Here is a 22,136-nt window from a genome sequence, read left to right on the forward strand (position 1 = left end):
TCTTGTCAACAATTTTTTAAGAAATAAGTTGACTAGGTTAGTTGTAAAGTGAAATGCATAAAGAATTTGAAGAAAAAAAGCACATAGTGCCCTATACTGTCATTGACCAAAAAATAGTAAGGGGTGCACTATATGCCTAAGTCAGATGCTAACACAACTCATCGTACCTTTCATCATCTATCTGCTACAGAACGTGGTCAAATCCAAGCTCTGTATGATCAGGGCGTGACCCAAACAGAGATTGCTAAACGTCTTCAGATCTCTCAATCGACCGTTTCAAGGAAAATTAAACGCGGAACAGTGACTCAGATGAAGTCCGACTATACCTTTGTTGAGGTCTATAAGGCAGATGCTGGGCAGAGGGTGGCAGAGGAAAATAAAAGGAGGTCTGGTCTGAAACGATATCAATCGCTACTCTTCAGACTTCATGAACTCGCTTCGTCAGGCTATTTGTCCACAAGAAGGCTATAGGGTTCACTCCGTCGATTCCTATGTGCACAGTTATCGAAGAGAGCACCCAGACGAAAAGGCGCCCTGTACTAAAACCCTATATACCTACATTGATCTTAACCTCCTTGAGGTTCGCAACATCGATTTGCCTAGAAAAGTCACCATGCGTAAACGCAAGTACAAGCCTTCAGAGCCTAGAGGAAGCAATAAGAAGAAGTTGGGGACCTCAATCAATCAACGTGATCCAGATGTCTTGTCTCGACAGGAATTTGGCCATTGGGAGCTAGATCTTATCTTGGGCGGGAAAACTAAGGATGAACCTGTCATTATCACGCTTTTGGAGCGAAAAACGAGGGAGTATTTGACCTGTAAAGTATGGTCAAAATCTGCCGATGTCATCACGAAATACGTGTGGAAAATACTCAAACCTTACGTCGAGAAAGGGGCAGTGAAGACTCTAACGACAGACAACGGGGCGGAATGCTCCAACCTTTCTAGTCTTGAAGACCAAGGTCAGTTAAAAGTTTATTTTGCTCATGCTTATGCTTCCTGGGAGAAAGGATCAAACGAGCGTCATAATGGCCTTCTAAGGGAGTTTATTCCCAAAGGGAGGTCCTTAAAAGGCCTTAAATACCAGGACACCTTAAGGCTATGACCAATGCGCTGAATCAGAGTCGAGGCTTTCTTTCAAGTCCTAATAGACTGGTATCCTGGCAAGGCCTGGTTGGTTTACTTCTTAACGGGTCTGATGGTCCTTTTAAACCTTCTCTATTTCTTGGTCGTGACTTGGCATTTTCAAAGGCAATTGGCTAGAGACTTTGAAGAGGAAATGGACCGGCAGATAAAGGCTGAACATTTTATCTATTCTTCTTTAGCCCATGATTTGAAGACGCCCTTAACCACGATCAAGGGCTACGCCCAAGCTCTCAAGGATGGTAAAATTTGCGACCCAGACCAAGAGTCAAGCTACCAACTGATTAATCGAAAGGCGGATGAAATGGTCAAAATGGTCGAAGATCTCATGGTCTACTCCAGTTTGGTCATTCAAGATGAAGACCCCCAGATCCAAAGGGTCAACCTATCACAAGCCCTGACAGCCTTGATTGCAGACCATTACCAGAGCTTGGAAGACCATGGGGTAGAACTGGACTTAGAGATCCAGCCAGAGGTCTTTGGCCAGGTCAATCCCAGTGACTTTAACCGGATTGTAGATAACCTCCTGTCTAATGCCGTCAAACACAATCCTCCTGGAATTAGGCTGAAAGTTGCCCTTAAGCAGGCGGGGCCTAAGATCATCCCTAAAGTGTTAGATAATGGGCATGAGCTTGATAGCGACCAGGTCTTTGACCCCTTCTACAAGGGAGACTCCACCAGGCCTAGTGGTCAAGGTCAAGGCTTAGGATTGGCCATTGTGGCCCATTTGTCAGCCAAGTACCAGGGGAGGGCCTACCTAGAGCCAGCAGGCCCTGCTTACACCAAGGCCTTTGTCGTAGAATTTTCCAAGTCTTTTTCTATGTAAAGCTGAATGACTTAACTTAATTTATGCTCTTGAGAGCTGACTATAATTCCAAAAAACAAGTCTAACTAGCCTTAAGATGCTATAATAAGGAGTAAGGGACCGGCTCCCAAATTGTAAAAAGAAAGCAGGATAGATGATGAAAATCTTAATCACAGCCTTTGATGCCTTCGGGGGAGAAGAGCTTAATCCTTCCGCCCAATGCCTCAAACTTTTGCCTGACCAACTTGGCCAAGCCCAAATTCTCAAACAAGAACTGCCAACAATCTTTGGCCAGGCGGTAGGCTTGGTCACAGAGAAAATTCGTCAAGTCAAACCTGATCGTGTCCTCCACTTAGGACAAGCAGGGGGGCGGTCGGCCTTGAGCCTGGAGCGAGTCGCTATCAATCTAGCTGACGCCAAACATCCTGATAATGCCGGCCAAGTACCTGTCGACCAGGCTATCCAAGTCCATGGCTCGGCGGCTTACTTTTCTAACCTGCCCATTAAGGCCATGCTTGAAGCCATTCTCCAAGCCGGCATACCGGCAGAGATCTCCAATACTGCTGGGACCTTTGTCTGTAACCAGGTTATGTACCAGAGCCTTTATCTGGTGGACCAGGAGTTTCCCCAGATGCAGGCCGGCTTTATCCACCTGCCTTATTCCTTAGCCCAAATCCTAGATAAACCCGGTCAACCAGCCCTGGGGATCTCAGACATGGTCCGTGGCTTAGAGGCTGGTCTGGATCTACTTGTCTCAAGGGGGTAGGTCATGGAAATCATCCAAAAAGGCCAAACCCAAGGCCCCAAAATCCTATGCTTAAGTGGCATGATGACCCATTGGCGGGGAGGCTATGGAGGGTTAGGTCCTCTTTTAGAAGAAAAATATCAAGTCTATTATGTCAAATATGACGGAGCCCAAGGGGAGGGCACCTTTACTTCCATCGAAGACCAAGCTGCTAAAGTTGTTCAAAAGGTCCAAGAAATTGCGGGTAACCAAGCCTTATATGCTTACGGGTCTTCCATGGGGGCTAATGTCTTGGTAGAGGCCCTCAAATATCCCGACTTTTCTTGTCAGCTTGCTTTTTTAGACGCTCCCTTCCTGATCTCCTTTCCCCACTGGCTGTGTCGCTTTTTGGCCAAGCGGCTGGGCCAGAAGGTCCATGAGATTATAGAGACAAAGGACCCAGTCGCCCTAGAAAAACTGATCAGGCAGCAGACAGATTCTGAGGTCCACTTGGAACTTTTAAAAGACTACTTTGACCTAGACTTATCAGCTAAGACCATTGAAAACCAGTCTTACTCCTGCTACCGGATGCGTTTGGATACCAGCCTGCAAGCAAGTCCTGCCAAGCCTATCTTCATTTGTGGCGACCAAGAAAAATGGGCACTCAGGTCTTACAAGCGACTCAAAAAATACCGGCCAGATACCGACCTCTATCTCTTTGACCAGCATGACCACCTCAGCAAAAAGCTCCACGGCCTCCATCTTTATTTAGAACTATTCCAAGAATTTATCATTTAAAAAACTTATGAAATACTATATAAATTTTTTGCAAGTGACTAAACTTAACTTTTGAAATAAAAAAGACCAAAAACACCCCATAAGCGTTGAAATACCAACGTTTGTGGGGTGTTGTCGTTTGAGTATAAATTGTAGGGAAAACTCAGTCTTTTTTGACATCTGCAATTATTTTGTAATAATTCCTAATGTTAAGTTTTTGGTGCAAAAAGGTATGTTTAGTTTATTGCCAGTATCTCGGAGAGCCTCTGAATGATAAGAACCCTGGTAAAAACTTGCTCCGACTAGTTGATAATTATTTTTCCATAGTTCATTTATTTTAGCCCAAATCTTTCTTTAGCCTCTTCAAGCGTTAAGTATCCTTCTTTCTCGCCAGATTCTCTACCTTTTTGAAGTTCAAAGAGTAATTGCGACATTGCTCTTAAGCGCTCTATTTCTTCAGCCTCCTCTATATCATAAACCACATATTTCCCATAACCATTTTTAGTTAAGTAAACAGGATTACCAACTGAAACGTCATCTAAAACACTTTTGTAATTTCTTAAATCTGATACAGGTTTAATCTGCATATGAATCCCTCTTTCTTAAAAAAACGCTAACTATCCTACTTAAAATTATACGTCTTATAGTTCTTAAAATTAAACTTAAAATATAAGGTGTTTGTGTGGAGATGGATTTTGTTGTTATTTGTTTTGATAAAAATATATGTGACAACGGACTTCATTTGTTGTTGTGATGATGTAACGTTGAGTGCTAATTTCAAAAAGTTTCTGGTCTGATGAATGGGAGGAAGAGATGATAGATAATGTATAGACATTTCATACTAGTGGGTGAGTCATATACTTTAGGAACAAGAGTTGGTTGGTCAACAGCTTGGCAAGGTAAGTAAGATGTGGTTTCGTTGAATGAGCTAATTGATTCGCTAAAGTCTCATTACCCAGAGATTGGATATGGTTTCCATAGCTTAACCACTGATGCTCAGACTTGGGAGAGTGTATGCCAAAAAGATTCGTATTTTTCAGATCTTAGGTATTACGATGATATTTTAGAGTTTGGTCATGCTATATCTCTAGATTTGGAAATCTCAGCTGTTGATGTAGCAATGTTCTTCCTGTCGTTCGACTCATATACTCAACTACAGATTCAAACGATGGTCTATCTAGCCTATGCTGACTACCTCAAATTGACTGGCAAAGAGCTATTTAGAGAAGAAATTGAAGCGTGGGAGTATGGGCCGGTTATAAGGTCAGTTTATGATATTTTTGAAAAATATGGTTCTGATAAAATTACAGATGGCGAAATCATCGAACAAGAATACCGAAAGAGAACCAGTGGCCCAGTCCAAGCTTTTGCTCGTATGAGACGAGTGAGAGACTCAAAAAATATTTTGTCAGTCTTAACGAACATCCAAACAAACTTTAAAAAGTTATCTGGAGAAAAGTTGATAAATTTAACGCATCAATCGAACTTGCCATGGGAGCATGCATATGAGTCTGAGGCAAATAACGTTATCACTAATGAACTGATTTTAAAGTATCATGATAAAGATAAGTTGGCAATTTAGTATTGATAAAAATCTATAACCTCACATGTTGTCTTGGGAACAATGTGAGGTTTTTGATTTTGTAAAATTTAAATATCTACTATTTCTGAAAGAGAGTCATTTTTTAACGTGACTTCCAGAGCGAAAAGTCAAATGAGTGTTGATACACCAACGCTCGTTTGACTTTTTATTTTTAGTGCCTGAGGGTACATTTACTCCGGTAATATTAAATCTATTATTTCTTGTTGTTTTTCGTTTGGCTCTGTTATTTGCCTACTTCATAACCATCAAAATCAACCTTATTAATCCTAATAGCCTTCAAGTTTTCCAACACATCTTCAAGCGTTGTTTCCAAGCCAGAGCCACTTGTATTTTTCTTCCATAAGGGCTGTAACCTTTGTAACATGTGCCATTCTAGATATTAAGCTAAGAAACAGATAAAAACATGCGCTTCGATTCTATCGTCTTTTCTGTGATAAATTGGTCTAACTTGTAATGTTGGGCCTTTCAATGTTCTAAAAGCTGATTCAACTTTACTTAGATTACGGTACGAATCAACTACTTTTTCAACCGTCATATCTTCTTTATTCACATCACTTACTATGACATATACCCCATCTAAAGCTTCTTTAGCAAAATAGTCATTAACGACTTCATCTGGACTTTTAAAATTCAGCACTTTACGATAAGTATTGTTATAACTCGTGTTGTATCTAGCCAAAGCTTTCCGAAGTTCTTCCTCACTTGAAAAACGACGTCTTGAATAAAATCTTTCTTCATCTTCTCTGTGACTTCTTTCCACCAAGCCATTTTGCCAAGGACTGTAGGGTGCTGTTGTTTTATAGCTAATCCCAAGAAATTCTAAAACCCTTTGAAGCCTCGACTTCTTATCTGTTTCATAAGAGTCGTTTGTAAATTCTTTTCCATTATCTGTCTGAATTTTGTCTATCTTAAAGCCCATTCTTTTCTCTAAATCTATAAGAAATTCAGATGTTGTATAAGTGCTATTTTCATTCATCAAATCAAGAACTTTAGTTCTTGAATAAGCATCTATAGCTGTGATTTGATAGTATCGTTTATGGTTACTGGCAAAACCTATAGAATGAATAGGAACGTACTTCACATCGATTTGAACTAATTCTCCTGGATAAGAATAGTTGGGTTTATCTTTTTTCTTGATTCGCCTTTTTTTCTTTTTAGAAGGAGGTTTTAAGTTCATTTTCCGTATTTGACGACACATAGAATCATAGCTTCTAGTATAGCCCTTATCCCTACATCTACGATAGACGTGGGCTAATCCTCGATGCCCAAGAAGCTAAAGATACTTGGACCGTTCGGGACAACATTCTTAACGGCATCGTTGATGCCGCTGAATAGAAGATGTATGACCCAGTGGTACCGGCCAATTACTTTACCCCACTCGTGGCCAAAGCCAAGGAAATCGGTAGAGAATTAGACATTGAAACCGCCTTCTTCGGTCATGCCGGGGATGGTAACATTCATATCTGTGTCATAAGAGAAGATCAAAGTGATGAAGAATGGGAGCAAGCGAAGGCGGATTATGAAGCCCGTATTTACCCATTAATTTCTGATCTTGGAGGTTTGCCTTCTGCTGAGTACGGGATCGGTTTAGAGAAGAAGGAGCATTTGGGTGACTTCTTCAGCGAAGACGATATTGATGTCTTCCGCGCTATTAAACGAGCCCTTGACCCGAACAATACGCTCAATCCAGGCAAGATTTTTGATCTATAATTCTAAGTATTAATCTCCTAATCAAAGGCTTTTCCCAAGCCATAGAAATAGTGGAGCCGATCAAGCGTAACAACTTGACCGGCTCCACTTTTCTTTACTGGGTTGGTAGCTTATTTCACCTTATATTCAACGACCGTCCCATCTTGGGCATCCACCTTCACCTCGTAGAAAGCTCCGCCCCGCTGATCGGCAATTTCCACCTTCCAGACTGTCCGCTCTTTCTTTCGATCGAGCTCCCATTGGTAAGGATTGTCCACCGGGACTTGCTTTAAGGCAATCTCGGTAATCTCTGAGAGGGGCAATAAGTTAGTCGTATTCAGGGCCCGTCTCGCCAGACGACTCGGCTCCTTCTGTTTCGGCTTCATCGGACGACTCCGCTCTTTGAGCACCTCTTCCGTGGCAGCATTGAATTCATAAATATGTCTTTCCTGGCCATCATTTCCAACCATCTCATACTTCAAAAAAGGTCCCTCGTGTTCGATTTGCAACTTAGTCAATTGATCCTTGGGATATAGGGCAGAATATTTAGCCAAAGCTTCTTGAACTGGAATAATACCTAATTTCGCTTCCATAGCAATCCCTCCTTTCCTTTCTATAATTATAACATAAATTGGTAGGGCTTACAATCATTATATCACTAAATAGATAGTTAAATATCACAATGTTAATAGCAATAAAAGCTTTAGTGTAGCCTTTTCTAATTTAATAATTATATTTACTTAAATCTATTACTAAAGTCTCAGGAAAGGTCATCCCCATCAAAAAAATCGAAGAAAGCTTGACGCTTTCTCCGATGTCTATTCTTTCTATTGTGAACATATTATAGGCAGCAACCCAGCGATATAAAGTCTTAACCTCGGTACCGCTCGCCCCTTGAGGGAAGTAGTCGTAAGCTGCATCCGCATAGGACGGTCCCGCAATATCCAAATGCAACCAAGGCAAGCCCTCAGCGAAATGCTCTAAGAAGGCCCGCTGTAATGGCTCCCCCGCCACCTTTCGGTGCATTATTCAAATCGCCAAAGCTTCCCTTAATTTGTTGATAATGGCTTGGGAAGGCATAAAGTCTTTGCGTTGGTTCAGCTCCTTGCTGGCTCGCCGTTAGGATTTGCTCAGCCAGTTCATCATTATTAGACATTAAGGCGGTCACCTTAGGCCCTAAAGCCACAATCGCAGCCCCAGTCAGAGTGGCCAAATCCACTCTCACATTTTTTGATCCGTATCACTGTTGAAAAGTTGCCATAGAGCGGTTACCATCTCCACTTGCTCGAAGTTGCCCGATGTCGAAAAGCAACTAATGCAGGACACTGAATATTGCGTTAATTAAATGTTCAAATTTATATTATAACACAGGTGCTGATTTTTGCGTTTTTTTAGCTAATTAATTTCAAATCAAACATGTATTTTAAGAGAATTTCACGCTAAAACCCAAAAACAAGATTCTCAGACACAACCCCCAGTATCCAAGAATCTTGCTGATAAGCTATTTATCTACTTGTCTTTTCAATCTATACAATACACTCAGCCGCCGAATCCTGCCAATCACTTCCTCATTACACGGCTACCTTTCGCATCACGTACTGTATCCCTCTTCGTTGTCACCCCATGACCTACAACATGGTCATTCTTGGGAATTTCGTGTATGAGCAGGACATCTGCTTCTTCAGTCACTACTGCTCTTTCACAAGCAATGATACAGTCTCCTCATGGCTTGAGTGGTCAGTATGGGTAACTTTTGAAATTTTAGAGGAGTCTCGTATGTGGGAATATTCCACTAATTGATTAGTTATAAGCCACTCTAGATATCTTTATAGTTTCCATGCATACAAATTTTATTTCTGCAAGTCCTTGGATTAATAGAACTTTCTGTTAAAATATAAGTAAGGAACAAGCCCTTGCCATACGTGGCGGGGCGTTTTTTTATGAGGTGTATATATGAGTACACCATTTAAAACTTTTGATGAACAAATTGAAATACTCTCAACCAGAGGTTTAGACATTAATAATCCAGAATTTGCCAAAACTATTTTATCACAAGTAAATTATTATAACCTCATCAATGGCTATAAAGCTCCATTTTTAGATAATACATCTTCTAATGAGGAAGAAGATGCATATAAAGCTGGTAGTAGTTTTGAAGAAATTTATGCCCTTCATGAAATGGATCGTGAACTTAAAGAAGTTATTTTTTCTTCTTTGCTCCGTTTTGAAAAACTTTTAAAAACATCCTGTGCTTATCATTTTTCAGATCTACATAGAGATGGACTATATCCTTACTTACAAATTGATAATTATTCTGCATCAAAGCATCAACTAAATTATGTTTTGAAAAATATAGGACATTATCCAATGCCATAAATAGAGAAAATAAAAATTCAAATGGCAAGAAACCTATTAGGCATTATATAAAAAAGCATGATCATATTCCTCTTTGGGTGCGAGTAAATTTCCTCACTTTAGGAAATATATCTTATTTTTATAACTCCCTAGATGAATCTCTTCAAAATAAAATTGCTAGAGATTTTGGTCAGAGATATAAAGATAGTTACCAGTCTTAAGAAAAAATTAGTAAGACTGAACTTATAGACATAATTAAAATCTGTAATTTTTTCAGAAATGTTTGCGCCCATGATGAAGTCATGTATTCTTTCTCATTGAATAAAGCTGGCCAAACCGTTATATTTGAAAAGTTTTTTGATGAGAATTATACTGGCAAAAATTTACATGATTTAATATTAGTCCTTAAACTAGTTATTCCCGAAAAAGAATACCAATCTTTAATCTCGTCAATAAGTTCGATCAAAAATAAATACGAGAATAAATTTACTAGTGTCTCAATTGATGGCATATTTGAAATTTCAGGATTTCCTAATAAGTAGTAATTAACTTAGCTGCTTATTTTTTTATTTGATCACGATTATCCTCAATTGCTTATGATAATATTATACCAATTATATTAAGTCTATTAAGTAAAATCAAAAAACCCGACTTGGTCCGCTTTATACTAAAAGGCGTGTCGGGTACTGTTAAATATTATAATACACATTTATATCTATTTTTCAAATCTTCTATTTCTCATATAAATTTTCCAAACTAATTATATATAATTAGTTCTCTATTTCGACTTGCTCAAAAATTAATAGACAGACAAAGGGGGAGGTATTATTTAATGATTATCACACAGATCCCAATTAAAATAAGGATAATGCCAATGATAAGTTCTACCAATCCTACCTTTTTAGCATAGTATTCTGTCTTTCTTCCAGATTTATAATCCGCCTCAAAACCGTTAATCAAATTATATTTTTCTTTAAAATAGATCAAATATCCAAATGTAGTAAAAGCGACTCCCACTACTATAAGTATTATCTTTAGTAAATTCATTAAGTACCTCTCTCAAACTTCCTATGTTAATAAATCTTCTTATCATTTCTCAAAAATCAAATTGTAATTTACTTATATTTTGAAGATCCTTATTTTTCCCTATTTATATCCATAAAAATTTTACTGATTATTAGCTATATTGTATATTACGCGCCAATAGACCACCCAATTCGCCCTAAGAGGTCAATTGATAGCCAATTGAGACCAGGTAGAACAACCACCCACCAAAATTAGGAGTGGTTGCATAATATTAACAATCAATTAAATGATGGGCTGGTTGAACTTTTCGCGCATATTTGTATTGCCTGTATTGAACCAGACGGCATTATGAGCAATTCGATCCATTATCGCATCTGCATGGACACCACCTCCCAATCTTTGGTGCCAATCCCCCTTTCGAAACTGTGTACAAAAGATGGTAGAATGTTCGTCGTGGCGACGTTCCATGATTTCAAAAAGAAATTTCAAATCGTCTTCAAGAATATCATCTAATAACCATTCATCGATAATCAACAAGTCATAGTTTGAGTATCTGGTCATTAAGTTCTTGAGGCCATTGTTCTTAAGCCTTGCCTCATCTTTTTGAATGAATAAATCTGGCAATCTAACATAGAAGGTCCTAAATCCTTGCTTACAGGCTTCAATCCCTGTAACTTATTTTACGCTCTACCGCTCGATTAAAGACCTCTCAAACAGAATTACGACTCGTCCCTAACATCTTAGCAATTTGATTACGTGACAGACCCCGATCGCGATATTCCATAATCATTTTGACAGGTGTTTTTCTTACCATATCAACGCCTCCTTGTAAAAAATTTGAAAGTGATAACTTTCACTTCAATATACAAGACCCTGGTCTCAAAGGCGAATTGTATGGTCTCAAGAGCGAATTCGCCTTTGAGACCAGGGGGTCTGAAGCCGTGAATTGGGGTGGTCTGAATTGGCTATCGATTGATCTGATCGCGCGAAATATTCAGTCTTCTCCGCATAAGCGTAAACTTTCTTTATTAACCGCTTTTAAAGATAAAAGCCCAGTATAATGATATCTATCTTCATGAAGATTTAATAAATCCTCCCAAAAATCTACTAGTTGTTCTTTCTTCCATGCATATCCTCTTTGATAATCTGGTATTCTAAATAGTCTATTTTGAAATAGTGTTGATAAAGAAATTAATTCATTTGACATTTAGGCACTTCCTCCTTCCAGAGACATTAATCTTCCTTGCTTTCTATCTCTTTTAAAGTTCTTCCCTTTTTATCTAACCACATAATCATGCCATTAGCACTGGCATATGTTACAAAACCTGCTGCTGCAGAAGGGCTTGTAAAAAGTATATCCTCTTGAAGCACGCCACTTTTTATCCTATCACTATATCGCTCTCTCAGTTTATTAATAGTCTCCGGGCAAATTTTAGTAGGATTAATAGAAACTAACGCACCTTTGTAAACAACAAAGCCTTCATTAGTTCTTCGGCCTTTGGCTTCAGCTTTAGAAGTTTTCAAAAATAATACAGGCTCATCATCAATTTCTACTTCCTTAATTTCTTTATTAGTTGGCTTTTCTTCAAGGGATTCAAATACTCTATGACCGAATGTCCCCATAACTATTTCAGCATACTCTATAAACTCCTCCAACTCACTTTCTTTTTCTTCAGTTACATTACCTGACGTTGGATCGCTATTGTTTTTAACACTATATCTTCTTGCGTTTTTAGCTAAATTAAAAAATCTATTTTCTAAATAGCTTATTTCAGTTGGCCCAAAAGAATTGTTTGAAGTAGTAAAAACAACTGCTTCTGTCCAATAGTCTTTGCTATCATCTCTTTTATGCTCCTGCAGACGATAAAGTAAGCCCTCACCATTTTTTCTTGCTCCTGCTTGACCAATGTAGACAATATTTTCTCCCGTTTCATCAGATGTCCCAAATAAAAAGTAAACGCCACTTTGCTTAAGATCTTCCCGCTCTTTACATTTATCAAGTTCTGTTCTAGGTATTTTATAAGCAACACCCGTCCAATTTGCAAGTGTACATTTTATCCGCCCAACTGCTGTACCGTCCATTAGAAATAAATTTATACTTTTCCCACGCACTTGCATTAAAACACCTCTATTCTTTTCTTTTATTAAGAAACTCAATCGTTTTTTCTTCACCAAATTCTATCGCCATCTCAACTGCTTTTTTAGATTTTTGAATTAGCTTTCTTGGTTTTTCTCTGGCTATATTAATTTCATCAATCTTTCTCTTTATTTTATTTTGCTTTACATTATCTATAATTGGTATAACTATGGTGGATTCTATAATCACCTTAACCACCCAAAAGTCATCCTATCAACTCAACCCTACCTTTACTGAAAACTGCGCTTCATTTTCAGCAGAATAAAAATAAGATTCCCCTGCTTGGATATTCTCCAAAACAACTGGAAAACCTTATTATATCAATACTTCAACAGTTCTTATTCATCCACCCTAGACATCAATGCTACCAACTCCACATGTGTCGGCTGATAGCTATAAATTGCTTTTAGTGTGGGGGTTATGTGGTTTGACTAACTTTAATGATTATCATCAAGCTAGTGTCAAGTTACTCCGAACTACTCTGAACTACTCCGAACTACTCCGAACTACTCCGAACTACTCCGAAATAGTCTGAATTACTCCTAACCATTCTGTTCTAATCAACATTAATTGTATAATATTGTTTGGGATCTTTTTTTGAATTTCCATGCCAGCTCAAGACATCTTTTTCTACTAAGCCTCTCAACAACTTACGAGCAGTAGCATCACTCATTTCAATGGTTTCAGAAGCTATTTTTACTGTAATTTGCCCATTCCCATACAAATAAGCCAGAATTTTTCGCTCGTTCTCATTAAATTCATCCATATTCAATTTTTTCTCCAAGTCATCCACTCGATCATCTAATCGTAATTGACGAGAAGGATAGTTGTTCTCTAACTTCAACTGAAGGGCATAGGGATGTGGTTGACTGTATTCTGGTGCATTAAGGTAAAAATCTGCCATCTCATCGTAAATGCGGTTAACACCCTCATTCAACTCTCGAACCCATCCAAAACTGACCAAAGCTCTTGCTATCCTAGGATTTCTCGCATAACGAGTATAGCGCATATTTTCTAAGGTAACGATATTAGGTAATCCACCTGGACTAAAAATTTCTAAGCGATCATCAAACATACTGACACGAATATAATCTCCCCTAAGTGAATAATCACGGTGGACTACCGCATTTACAATCCCCTCAAACCAAGCAAATTCAGGATATTCAGGAACAATTTTAAACCGTCCATCATCCCCTAAAAACTGAAATTCCCGAAGCTGAGCACTCACTGCTGAGTGAGCTTGTCGAATGATTGTCGGGATGGGTCCGTCAAATGTTTGATCCTTAACAATATTCATTCGACTACCCGTCTCACGACTCACACCCTCATAACGTAAAAATCTTAGGCGTGCTTGGGGAAAGTAATAGCTTGGATTCTTACCAAACATTAAGATAGCCGCTGTTGTTAATTGACCTTGATGCATAAAACCTCGAGCTTCTAATACTTGTTGATTACTTAAATCACTACAGTTAAGGTGCATTTTGTACTCGGATAACAAATCTTCATCTAAATCAGATAATTGGGCCCCTGTTACAAGATTATCTTCAAATAGTCTTTCTCCCTTAGCATACTCCAATCGCTGAATTTGCGAATAAGTCTGCTTTAAGCTTTTATCGCCGATTCTTAAATAGACTTCTTCACTACGATTCTTAATTAAGTAATTAGCTGATAAATCAACATGAATAAGAAACAGATAATCTAATTCACCATTATGGTCATAAGATAACTTTTCATAGGAAACAGAAGGTTGCCCAAGAATATCTTGTTGAATGGCCATTTGATATTCTTCTATTTTATGAGCTCCTTGATAATTCGTCCCAGATAAGTCCCCATCGTCCTCAATGCCTATAACTAAGGTTCCCCCATCGGCATTAGCAAAAGCAATGATATGCTTAACTGCATCTTTAGGTTTTATTCTGGCGCTTTTTCGATCAAAGTACTGCCCTTCATTCATTGTTGTTATATCTTCAATTGTGTAACGTTTTTTTCATCACCTCGTCCAATTTAAATTTATTTCGAACAGTTTTTACACGATTCATTCACGATTAACTCTATTAGACACCCCATAAAATCAGCGTTTTTGTTTATTTTCACACGATTATCGCACGATTCACTCACAATTACTTCTTTCCCAATCATTATAGCAAAAAGAGAGACACAGAACTATGCAGCCGGGTAACCCCTTGCATAATTCCTTGCCTCTCTTATTTTTCAACAACTTTTATTTGGCCTGTCTTCAGTTTCACTTCAAGACTTTCTTCTTTAACTCTCACCTCTTCAATCAAACGATTAACTAAACTGTCATCATATTCCTCCAGTTCAATATGCTGAGCCTTCAAGAAGGCCTTAATGTCAGATAAGCGTCTGCGCTTTTCCGCATTAGTTGCATTTGCAAACAACAACTCTTGCTTCTTCTCTCTCAGGTCATAGATTTGCTCAGCCAACCGTTCATATTCTTCCTTTTCGTTGGCACTATGATAAAGCAGCTTCTGTAATTCATGCAGCTGATTATCTACCTGCTCGACTGTTTCATCGTACTTCTGATCTAAAACTTCCTTGATGTTCGCTTCCAATGTTTCTAGGTAATCACTATTATCTATTCAGGAGTTGATGACTTTCGTGCAATAAATCCTCTTTAATCGTTCAGGCCTAGCACTTAATATGATCCACCCAAGCGAGTTACACATTAAACTTATTTAAATAAATCTAAAACGGATTGTTTACTTTTGAATCCATAATAATTAGCTTCTTGATCATTCTCAATGAGTTTATTTAAAATGTTTCGTATTGAATTGAAACGATAGCTTGGATTAATCTGATCCATTAAATACTTAATGATGATAATGGGGACTGCAATTCTATCAGTAATTATGTTTTGCTCTTTACCATGGATGTATAAGTATTCTTTCCATTCCTTCTTTATGGGTACAGAACTAATAAAGTGCAAATCAATAAAGTTAGAATTATGTGCACATATATTTCTTACAAGATTGAGCATCTGCATCCATGCATAAAGTTCTTCCATGCTACAAGAAAAGTAAGCCGCTATTGGCTCTTTATTTCGCCGAGACATGATCTCTAGCATGTAAACCAAATTACCGAACATTAATAAATTAACTCCTAGCCAAACTGGAGGATAATTAGGGTTAGATCCAGACTCTAATTTTGAAATCAATTCATGATGACTTTGGGGATTCTCTCGAGCGATCCTCACTTGATAACCAATTCTTTCAATAATTTTTTCTTGAGTTTTATTGACTTTAGACCGTGAAAACGATTGAATATCAGCCCAATTATTCGCTCTTAAATAGCCATATTCTCCAGTATTTTGACCTAGATAATAAGCAATTTGTGTTTGCAAGGCTACCTCAATATCTTCTAGAGCATGTAATATATGAAGCCTGATATTTTTATCTCGATAATATCGAGTGATGACATCTTCAAATGTAATATCTGAATATTTAATTTCTCCATTATCTTCCTTAGCATAAGGCCAGGCAAACTCTTTTATTTTATAATAGGAAACATGTTTTAAAGTATCTTCTGCACGCTCAGGATTATTAAAGGTCATCCCACGCCCATTTAATAAAGTCACCTGGTCACGAAAACTAATTGACTCAAAGGCCATATACTTACCTACTCCTTTGCCTTAATCACCAATGATTACATCACACAGTTATCTAAATAATTTTAGGCATACAAAAAGCCCCCCGTCAGACGTATCTGTTATGTTCAGTAACCGAAATTACTAAACTTGGGGAGCGATTGAACTTTCATAAACATAATACATATTTACATAGAAATTGTCAATCTCTTTGCTTGTTAATAAAATAAACCGCTAATTGCAAGTTAAAGCGAGACTCATTTTCTACCTAGGTCATCTGAGCTATAAACGCAATGTAAATCATGTGCTTGCTGGCGACGAAGCTTCCCTTGACACTGAGCTGAGGCATGGTACTCGCGAATAGCGAGGTGGGCCCGGGGTTTATGGGATTATTCCCATAAACCTTGCCCTCTTTAACCATGCCGAAGGAGGCTCGTTGTCAAGGCCGCCTGCTACGCGGCTTCAGCTAAACAAACGTCCAAGACAGTTTTTAATTCAATACTAAACTTGAACTATTTTATCTATTTTAATCCCTTCATCTAAAGAGTCCACAATGGTAAATACATAATAGGCAAGGCATAGATTTATGCTTCCAAACAAAGGCGTTACCCAATCTCCTTCAAGTGGAGAGTTCCAAGCGAAATGTAGTACAATAGGTGCTATTATGAAAAATAATGCCTTAGATTTTGGGATAGAAGTTTCTTTTTTCAAAAGAGCTATAAGTCCAACTCCAAAGACTATTGCAAAACCCATATGACTGCCCAGTGCATTGGACACTCTTTCAAAGGCTATTGAAAAACCAGTATTGGTTTCGCCAAAGGTGCTTTGAAAAATATATGCGACGTCCTCTAAAACTTGAAAGCCAAAGCCGGAAATCATCCCCGATATAAAGGCATCTTTCAAAGAAATCTTTTTGCAGAAAAAATATGTCAAGAGAACAACTATTCCCTTTGCTATTTCTTCTGTAAAGGGTGCTGTCATAGCTGCTCCCCATTTGCTGAGTATTTCCTTTGGAACATTAAGTGAAAATAGCAATAACGAAATTAGTGAATTGCCTTGACTTGCTAAATACAAGGGTATTGTAAATCCAAATATAAGACTTAGTAGCACGACTTTGCCCGAAACATTAAATCTTTTTACTAAATAATATATAAATAGGGCAACAGGTATAGCATATAGGAACACTGTGCTTGCGGCAATGAGAAATATGGGAAATAATTCCTGTGACTTGTCCTTTTCTGCAAATTGAACAAAGTAGTCATTAAATCCTATAAATACTAAAGCCAGGGTTATGATAGTCAAAAGATTGCTTCCATAAATATTAATAAATTTTTTCATATAATCCTCCCAATTTTTAAAATGTAAAAACTGCATAATAAAATGTAATCTGATTTAAATATATTTAAAATTAGGAAGAATAATAGCTAAAAAACGTCAAACCCTAAAATCGCAAATCATAAGTATATTTACGAATTTAAAAGTTTGGCATTAAAATTGCATCTTCTCTAACTTTTTATGCTTTAAAAATAACATCGTACATGTAAAAAGTCAATATTTTTGTTATGGCAATAACGTGTCCGCTAATTACAAGTTAAAGTGAGACTCATTTTCTACCTAGGTCATCTAAGCTATAAACGCAATGTAAATCATGTACTTGCCGGCGGCGAAGCCTCCCTTGACACTGAGCTGAGGCATGGTACTTGCGAATAGCGAGGTGGGTCCGGGGTTTATGGGATTATTCCCATAAACCTTGCCCTCTTTAACCATGCCGAAGGAGGCTCGTTGTCAAGGCCGCCGGCTATGTGGCTTCAACTAACCAAATATCCAAGGCAGAATGGCCGGCGTGAATTCCTCTAAGATAAGTGTTAATCCATTCCTCAATGCTTTTAATTTGAGCTTTGGTGTAATCTCCGATGATGGATCCTTTTGGAATGTGACGACGTATCTGGCCGTTGATTTGTTCATTAGTGCCTCTCTGATAGGCGCTATAGGCATCACAGAAGTAGATTCGGCAGCGCTTTTCATCTTTATCAAAAGAGGATGTCTCCATTTCTTTCCAGTTTAAAAATTCACTGCCGTTATCTACGGTAATTGTTTTAAATGTCTTCTTAAACTTCTCAGGGCCTAAGCTGTCCTCAAGATTATCTAAAGCCTCGATAACAGCATTTTGTGTTTGACTTGATATGACTGGATAATCAGAAAGCTAGCGTCATAACAGGATTTCTCAAAATAATTATGCATTTGATATTGCAATTAACAGTTCTCATTTCTTCTGTTATAATTTGTTTCATGAGGTGCTTCTTCCTTTCACTTTTTGGTCATACTTAGAGTGTATCAGAAGCTCCTCATTTTTTGTTTGTTTTATGTCACATATGTATTATCGCCTAACAATTTTTTAAAAGACGTCAAACTATTTTCCGACTATCCTCAGACACTAAGTCCCTTATAATCAGGTACAATATTTTTTCAATTTTAAAACACGTTTTATTTCAAGTATCAACACCATCTGAGCTAGGGTTGATTGAAATAAATGCTTACCGTAAACACTTGTCCTTCAGTTTTTGCCTCAATATGTCCTCCCATTTTTTCGACAGCTGAGCGAGCGATAGACAAACCTAAACCTGTTGACTCCTCTGAGCGAGAAGCTGACCCAGTAGAAAATCGCTCAAATAAAATATTGGGGTCTCCTTGATAACTTCCCGTAAAAGAATTTGAAATATGCAAGCTACCTTCTTCCTTAATCGTCAAGATTAGGTCCCCCTGTCCATGAAGTAAGGCATTTTTTATCACATTGGGTAAGACCTGATCCATTAAATCCTCACTAGCCTCCACCCAAACAGGTTCATTTGGCATATTGATTTGCGGTTCTTGCCCCTTGGATTGAAAAATATCATAAAAATTAAACAAGCGGCTCAAGCTAAGCTGTTTTAAGTCTAACGGCTCCAAGTTTACAGGATAGTGGGCATCTTCTAACTTCATATACAAAAACATTTGGTCTAACATTTGAGATATTTTCTCTAAGCGGTTTTGAATGATACTTAAATATCTCTCTTCATCTTCCAGGTTATCGGCTGTGATCAACAGTTGGATATAACCATCTAAAGACGTTAATGGGGTTCGAATATCATGTGAGACATTGGTTAATAATTCCTGTTGCAAAGCTTCTTTCTTCTCCAGCTCCAAACGCAGCTCCCGTTCTTTCATTAAAGTTTCATTGATCGTTCCTACTAAACCATTCAATTCTTTAGTATACAAGCCTTGGGTCAATAGGCGGTTGCTTTCTCTTTTTTTAATGTCGACCATTTGCTGTTGAATCTTCTTGATTTCCGACCGATATAGATGAATATAAACTAGTAAACTCACAAGTAAAAACAGCAATAAATAGTTATAAAGCATGGCGACTCCCCCTCTTCAGCTTTTTTATTTGGCTATTAAAGATAGTATACACCAAAAATGAAGAGTTTCGTTTTTTTACATTTAAGGACGAATACCACTTGGATAGTCACCTGCAATATTCCATAAAAAGAATTCCTCTTGGCCCTTGTCTTTCAGCGCTCGAATCTGCTCATTAATCTCTTCAGCTCCATATTCTTGATAGGTCCCTTCTGCTAATGAATAATCAGTAAAAGCTTGCAACCAAGGTATCGACCTTGTCCGTGACTTGCTAGCATCTAATATATCCTGTTCTATATCTATGTAACCAGCCACCACTTCGTAAGGTTCTAAGTCCGGATAGTCCACACCTAAAAAGCCTGGACTCCAATGCGAAGGATAGATCATAGCTGAGATCACGTCAACTCGCTCGGCCATACTCTTAAAGTTTTGACCAATACCTACCAAGTCTGGTTGCTCCCCACCAATCGTTGCATAACCAAAAACAGCCGCTCCAATCGTCAAATCTCTATCTTGAAAGCGATTCCTTGCTCTTTCTAAAAAATCATTGATGGCTTGAACTCGTTCTAAGCCACCTAGGTCTTCATAAGTTGAGGAATCATACCACAAGCCATCACTGTATACATGAAAACCTTCAGGAAAGCGAATGTAATCATATTGCACCTCCTTAAAGCCTAAATCATAAGCCGCTTCAGTAACGTCCAAGAGATAAGTCTTCACTTCCTCTTTCATGGGATTGATATAACTAGCACCTCCCCCATCTTGCCAGACCATACCCGACTCTTGACTAATAAAAGAAAGGTCTGGATATTGCTGTGACAGACGATTATCCTTGAAACAAACAATTCGTGCAATCGGATAAATCCCTGCCCGCTTAAACCGCCTCAAGACGTCCTGCAGGTCAAGTAAGTCTAAGCTGTTACTTTTTACAAGCTCATCCCCCTCTTCCAGCTGGGTCACAATCTGTCCATCATCGTCCTTGAAATCAATCACCACTGTATTCAATCTATTTTTCTTCATGACCTCGATGCTTTGGTCTAAACGAGCGTCATCTGCTAAAGACTCTGTAGGCAAATAAACACCCCGAACTTGTTTGGGACGCTTTTGTAAACCTAAACCTCCCCACTGATATACCACAAAAACTGCAGCAAGGAATAAGACCACTAAAAACAAAGCCGCAATTTGCCTAAATAACACTCTCTTTCGCCTTTTCGTCCGGCGCATGACTCTGACACCTTCACTTTCTACATTATTTCATTTGTCATTCTTCTTTCTATCAACCATCAACACAATTAGAGCTGTTCAATCGTTCACTTACCAAAATTATTGAGTTTAAAAAAACGAGGCTGGGACAAAAATACTTTTTCAGCAGTTGACATTGCTTCAATGAAATAATAAAAGCGCGTCAGATCAACCTTTCAAAAAGCTGATCCGACGCGCTTTTTAAGCGGCTCTTTGTCAAATAGGGTTGATGAGTAAATTTAAGGTCAAGCGACTAAATTTGTTGCTTGATCTTTTTCTTTGTTCTTAGGTTCATAAAGTCGGCACATGAGTAATATTCTGTCTCTAAAATGACTGAAGTTTCTGTAACCATAACCATTGCGTTTGAGTAGTTTAATCTTATTATTAATCCCTTCGATAGGACCATTACTAAGGCCTGCATGTGTGAGTGTGTTGTGGATATATTCCCCATACTTTCTGAACGTCCTTAATACACGCCTTAAGCCTTTTGAAAGTGTCATGGACCGGCTTTGTGCCAAAATCTCTTGATATCGTTGCCAGTTCCTATCCCTTAAGGCATCGCCCAATTGATGCACCATTTGATAGGTATCCTTCAAGACGTCGTCGTGCTGAATGAGATAGTCCACAATGCTACGAGTATTGGTTAACCAATCAAACAGTGGGAAGCGATGGTATTCAGTAGACATTAAGTCGCTTTTTGGTTTGAGTATTAATTTCCAATAACGCTTAAGTTTATTATAGAGTCTTGAATCTTTATAACGAACCTCGTTCATGTAACGAATTCGTGTCCGATCTAATTCGCGATTTAAGGCTTGAATTAAATGGAACGGATCAAGAATAATCTTTGCATTTGGAAACCATCGCTTTGCCAGGTGCATGTATGGTTCGTACATATCTATCGTAATGGTTTGAACTTGGTAACGTGCTTGGCGACTAAACCTTGAGAAATAAGCACTGAGTGAGTGTGTTTTTCTGTCTTCGACCACATCTACGATTTTATGTGACAGTGTATCACAACAGATGAAGCTCATCGCTGCTTTAACCGACTTAACGCTTTTAAATTCATCAAAGGATAGATGCTTAGGCAACTGTTCAGTGGACCGTATTCGAATAGCTCGAGCGGTTTCATGAATCACCCGTCGGACTGTATTTGGTGATACAAAAGTATCTTTGGCGATATCTGTTTCACAAGTGACTCTTGTGGCGCGGTCCATAATCTGTTGTTTGACTTGATTCGTAATATAGCAGTCAGGATTAACGATGGATGTCTTCGCTGTAAATGACCGCCCACAGGCTTTGCATAAAAAGCGTTGCTTAGCTAGGATTAAGTAAGCAGGTAAGCCTGATTTGGCTGTTAATGTCAGACGAGAGGAGCGTTTTCCATTACTGACAATGACATAATCATTATTGGCAATGCCACAATGAGGACAAGCCTCCGGTTTATATGCCAATGTTCCTCGATAAAAGAGCGATGTTCGCCCTTTGAATTCTATCTCTTCACAATAATCCATATCGATTTCAATGTTTTTGTCTTTTAATTGGAAGGTTTTTTCGATAAAATGATTCATACGTAGATGTTCTCCTTTATTATTGGGTCAACTTTAATATTAAAGAACATCTGCGTTTTTTGCACTTAAA

Annotated in this window: 24 protein-coding genes and 3 pseudogenes; 9 read left to right on the top strand and 18 right to left on the bottom strand. The window is 38.2% G+C overall.

Features of this window, described 5'->3' with window-relative positions:
- Positions 1–132: 132 nt before the first annotated feature.
- From CL176_RS09700 to CL176_RS09720, 5 genes are all read left to right on the top strand, one after another.
- Positions 133–471 (top strand): helix-turn-helix domain-containing protein, encoded by a 339-nt coding sequence (locus CL176_RS09700; protein WP_118991132.1) that lies wholly within the window; start codon positions 133–135, stop codon positions 469–471.
- Positions 428–1,105: an IS30 family transposase gene (locus CL176_RS09705; protein ID WP_118991133.1), complete on the top strand. Its 678-nt coding sequence runs from the start codon at positions 428–430 to the stop codon at positions 1,103–1,105. The genes CL176_RS09700 and CL176_RS09705 overlap by 44 nt, the downstream gene beginning before the upstream one ends.
- Before the next feature lie 174 nt (positions 1,106–1,279).
- Entirely contained in the window at positions 1,280–1,969 is a 690-nt protein-coding gene (locus CL176_RS09710; RefSeq protein ID WP_162890944.1) for a sensor histidine kinase, read from the top strand.
- A gap of 136 nt (positions 1,970–2,105) precedes the next feature.
- Positions 2,106–2,714, top strand: a complete 609-nt coding sequence (pcp, locus tag CL176_RS09715) for a pyroglutamyl-peptidase I (RefSeq protein WP_118991619.1) — start codon at positions 2,106–2,108, stop codon at positions 2,712–2,714.
- A 3-nt stretch (positions 2,715–2,717) separates the two neighbouring features.
- Positions 2,718–3,470 carry a hypothetical protein gene (locus CL176_RS09720; protein WP_118991135.1) on the top strand — a complete coding sequence of 251 codons (753 nt, stop codon included), beginning with the start codon at positions 2,718–2,720 and terminating at the stop codon, positions 3,468–3,470.
- Between the two features lie 311 nt (positions 3,471–3,781).
- Here CL176_RS09720 and CL176_RS09725 read toward each other — a convergent pair whose 3' ends face one another.
- Complete coding sequence (locus CL176_RS09725; RefSeq protein WP_118991136.1) at positions 3,782–4,036, bottom strand: type II toxin-antitoxin system Phd/YefM family antitoxin; 255 nt, start codon at positions 4,034–4,036, stop codon at positions 3,782–3,784.
- 332 nt (positions 4,037–4,368) lie between these two features.
- Here CL176_RS09725 and CL176_RS09730 point away from each other — a divergent pair, with 332 nt between their 5' ends.
- Positions 4,369–5,031: a Panacea domain-containing protein gene (locus CL176_RS09730; RefSeq protein WP_118991137.1), complete on the top strand. Its 663-nt coding sequence runs from the start codon at positions 4,369–4,371 to the stop codon at positions 5,029–5,031.
- 244 nt (positions 5,032–5,275) lie between these two features.
- On the opposite strand, the gene CL176_RS12370 is transcribed toward CL176_RS09730, so the two are convergent.
- Together CL176_RS12370 and CL176_RS09735 are read right to left on the bottom strand one after the other, a co-directional pair.
- The gene (locus CL176_RS12370; protein WP_162890945.1) at positions 5,276–5,416 is read right to left on the bottom strand and encodes a hypothetical protein; all 141 of its coding nucleotides are present in this window, start codon (positions 5,414–5,416) and stop codon (positions 5,276–5,278) included.
- A 216-nt stretch (positions 5,417–5,632) separates the two neighbouring features.
- A pseudogene (locus CL176_RS09735) lies at positions 5,633–6,316 on the bottom strand (DDE-type integrase/transposase/recombinase); the annotation flags it as partial.
- Between the two features lie 86 nt (positions 6,317–6,402).
- On the opposite strand from CL176_RS09735, the gene CL176_RS09740 reads away from it, so the two are divergent.
- A complete protein-coding gene (locus CL176_RS09740; RefSeq protein WP_162890946.1) occupies positions 6,403–6,762 on the top strand; it encodes an FAD-linked oxidase C-terminal domain-containing protein in 360 nt (119 codons plus the stop codon).
- A 110-nt stretch (positions 6,763–6,872) separates the two neighbouring features.
- Here the strand turns inward: CL176_RS09740 and CL176_RS09745 are convergent, their stop codons facing one another.
- Together CL176_RS09745 and CL176_RS13100 are read right to left on the bottom strand one after the other, a co-directional pair.
- The gene (locus CL176_RS09745; RefSeq protein WP_118991139.1) at positions 6,873–7,334 is read right to left on the bottom strand and encodes a PepSY domain-containing protein; all 462 of its coding nucleotides are present in this window, start codon (positions 7,332–7,334) and stop codon (positions 6,873–6,875) included.
- Between the two features lie 130 nt (positions 7,335–7,464).
- Positions 7,465–7,966: pseudogene (locus CL176_RS13100) on the bottom strand (hypothetical protein).
- Between the two features lie 728 nt (positions 7,967–8,694).
- Here CL176_RS13100 and CL176_RS12765 point away from each other — a divergent pair.
- Positions 8,695–9,117 carry an Abi family protein gene (locus CL176_RS12765; RefSeq protein WP_240430532.1) on the top strand — a complete coding sequence of 141 codons (423 nt, stop codon included), beginning with the start codon at positions 8,695–8,697 and terminating at the stop codon, positions 9,115–9,117.
- Positions 9,118–9,152: 35 nt separating this feature from the next.
- Entirely contained in the window at positions 9,153–9,317 is a 165-nt protein-coding gene (locus tag CL176_RS12885; RefSeq protein ID WP_276102289.1) for an Abi family protein, read from the top strand.
- Positions 9,318–9,921: 604 nt separating this feature from the next.
- Here CL176_RS12885 and CL176_RS09765 read toward each other — a convergent pair.
- From CL176_RS09765 to CL176_RS09825, 13 genes and pseudogenes are all read right to left on the bottom strand, one after another.
- Complete coding sequence (locus CL176_RS09765; RefSeq protein WP_118991142.1) at positions 9,922–10,143, bottom strand: DUF3784 domain-containing protein; 222 nt, start codon at positions 10,141–10,143, stop codon at positions 9,922–9,924.
- Between the two features lie 261 nt (positions 10,144–10,404).
- Positions 10,405–10,788 (bottom strand): ATP-binding protein, encoded by a 384-nt coding sequence (locus tag CL176_RS09770; RefSeq protein ID WP_118991143.1) that lies wholly within the window; start codon positions 10,786–10,788, stop codon positions 10,405–10,407.
- Positions 10,789–11,116: 328 nt separating this feature from the next.
- Positions 11,117–11,329 (bottom strand): GmrSD restriction endonuclease domain-containing protein, encoded by a 213-nt coding sequence (locus CL176_RS09775; RefSeq protein WP_205528111.1) that lies wholly within the window; start codon positions 11,327–11,329, stop codon positions 11,117–11,119.
- 26 nt (positions 11,330–11,355) lie between these two features.
- Complete coding sequence (locus CL176_RS09780) at positions 11,356–12,240, bottom strand: GIY-YIG nuclease family protein (protein WP_118991144.1); 885 nt, start codon at positions 12,238–12,240, stop codon at positions 11,356–11,358.
- A gap of 10 nt (positions 12,241–12,250) precedes the next feature.
- A complete protein-coding gene (locus CL176_RS09785) occupies positions 12,251–12,457 on the bottom strand; it encodes a hypothetical protein (RefSeq protein ID WP_118991145.1) in 207 nt (68 codons plus the stop codon).
- Positions 12,458–12,815: 358 nt separating this feature from the next.
- Entirely contained in the window at positions 12,816–14,213 is a 1,398-nt protein-coding gene (locus CL176_RS09790) for an ATP-binding protein (RefSeq protein WP_118991146.1), read from the bottom strand.
- Positions 14,214–14,463: 250 nt separating this feature from the next.
- A complete protein-coding gene (locus tag CL176_RS09795; protein WP_118991147.1) occupies positions 14,464–14,832 on the bottom strand; it encodes a DNA recombinase in 369 nt (122 codons plus the stop codon).
- Positions 14,833–14,951: 119 nt separating this feature from the next.
- Positions 14,952–15,887 carry an Abi family protein gene (locus tag CL176_RS09800; protein WP_118991148.1) on the bottom strand — a complete coding sequence of 312 codons (936 nt, stop codon included), beginning with the start codon at positions 15,885–15,887 and terminating at the stop codon, positions 14,952–14,954.
- A gap of 477 nt (positions 15,888–16,364) precedes the next feature.
- Positions 16,365–17,201 carry a PrsW family intramembrane metalloprotease gene (locus CL176_RS09805; protein ID WP_162890948.1) on the bottom strand — a complete coding sequence of 279 codons (837 nt, stop codon included), beginning with the start codon at positions 17,199–17,201 and terminating at the stop codon, positions 16,365–16,367.
- Positions 17,202–17,661: 460 nt separating this feature from the next.
- Positions 17,662–18,048: pseudogene (locus CL176_RS09810) on the bottom strand (IS30 family transposase); the annotation flags it as partial.
- Between the two features lie 326 nt (positions 18,049–18,374).
- Entirely contained in the window at positions 18,375–19,259 is an 885-nt protein-coding gene (locus CL176_RS09815; RefSeq protein ID WP_118991151.1) for a sensor histidine kinase, read from the bottom strand.
- An 81-nt stretch (positions 19,260–19,340) separates the two neighbouring features.
- Positions 19,341–20,453: a putative glycoside hydrolase gene (locus tag CL176_RS09820; protein ID WP_162890949.1), complete on the bottom strand. Its 1,113-nt coding sequence runs from the start codon at positions 20,451–20,453 to the stop codon at positions 19,341–19,343.
- Positions 20,454–20,743: 290 nt separating this feature from the next.
- Positions 20,744–22,066, bottom strand: a complete 1,323-nt coding sequence (locus tag CL176_RS09825) for an ISL3 family transposase (RefSeq protein WP_118989665.1) — start codon at positions 22,064–22,066, stop codon at positions 20,744–20,746.
- Between the last annotated feature and the right edge of the window lie 70 nt (positions 22,067–22,136).

Origin of the sequence: Suicoccus acidiformans, from assembly GCF_003546865.1 — a bacterium.
In the GTDB taxonomy this organism is placed as follows: Bacteria; Bacillota; Bacilli; order Lactobacillales; family Aerococcaceae; genus Suicoccus; species Suicoccus acidiformans.

Bases quoted from the DNA above. Each gene is read 5' to 3' on its own strand.
- CL176_RS09710 (WP_162890944.1), top strand. From the start codon at position 1,280: ATGGACCGGCAGATAAAGGCTGAACATTTTATCTATTCTTCTTTAGCC.
- CL176_RS09765 (WP_118991142.1), bottom strand. From the start codon at position 10,143: ATGAATTTACTAAAGATAATACTTATAGTAGTGGGAGTCGCTTTTACT.
- CL176_RS09720 (WP_118991135.1), top strand. From the start codon at position 2,718: ATGGAAATCATCCAAAAAGGCCAAACCCAAGGCCCCAAAATCCTATGC.
- CL176_RS09825 (WP_118989665.1), bottom strand. From the start codon at position 22,066: ATGAATCATTTTATCGAAAAAACCTTCCAATTAAAAGACAAAAACATT.
- CL176_RS12765 (WP_240430532.1), top strand. From the start codon at position 8,695: ATGAGTACACCATTTAAAACTTTTGATGAACAAATTGAAATACTCTCA.
- pcp (WP_118991619.1), top strand. From the start codon at position 2,106: ATGAAAATCTTAATCACAGCCTTTGATGCCTTCGGGGGAGAAGAGCTT.
- CL176_RS09815 (WP_118991151.1), bottom strand. From the start codon at position 19,259: ATGCTTTATAACTATTTATTGCTGTTTTTACTTGTGAGTTTACTAGTT.
- CL176_RS09745 (WP_118991139.1), bottom strand. From the start codon at position 7,334: ATGGAAGCGAAATTAGGTATTATTCCAGTTCAAGAAGCTTTGGCTAAA.
- CL176_RS09705 (WP_118991133.1), top strand. From the start codon at position 428: ATGAACTCGCTTCGTCAGGCTATTTGTCCACAAGAAGGCTATAGGGTT.
- CL176_RS09700 (WP_118991132.1), top strand. From the start codon at position 133: ATGCCTAAGTCAGATGCTAACACAACTCATCGTACCTTTCATCATCTA.
- CL176_RS09780 (WP_118991144.1), bottom strand. From the start codon at position 12,240: ATGCAAGTGCGTGGGAAAAGTATAAATTTATTTCTAATGGACGGTACA.
- CL176_RS09800 (WP_118991148.1), bottom strand. From the start codon at position 15,887: ATGGCCTTTGAGTCAATTAGTTTTCGTGACCAGGTGACTTTATTAAAT.
- CL176_RS09805 (WP_162890948.1), bottom strand. From the start codon at position 17,201: ATGAAAAAATTTATTAATATTTATGGAAGCAATCTTTTGACTATCATA.
- CL176_RS09725 (WP_118991136.1), bottom strand. From the start codon at position 4,036: ATGCAGATTAAACCTGTATCAGATTTAAGAAATTACAAAAGTGTTTTA.
- CL176_RS09790 (WP_118991146.1), bottom strand. From the start codon at position 14,213: ATGAATGAAGGGCAGTACTTTGATCGAAAAAGCGCCAGAATAAAACCT.
- CL176_RS09775 (WP_205528111.1), bottom strand. From the start codon at position 11,329: ATGTCAAATGAATTAATTTCTTTATCAACACTATTTCAAAATAGACTA.
- CL176_RS12370 (WP_162890945.1), bottom strand. From the start codon at position 5,416: ATGTTACAAAGGTTACAGCCCTTATGGAAGAAAAATACAAGTGGCTCT.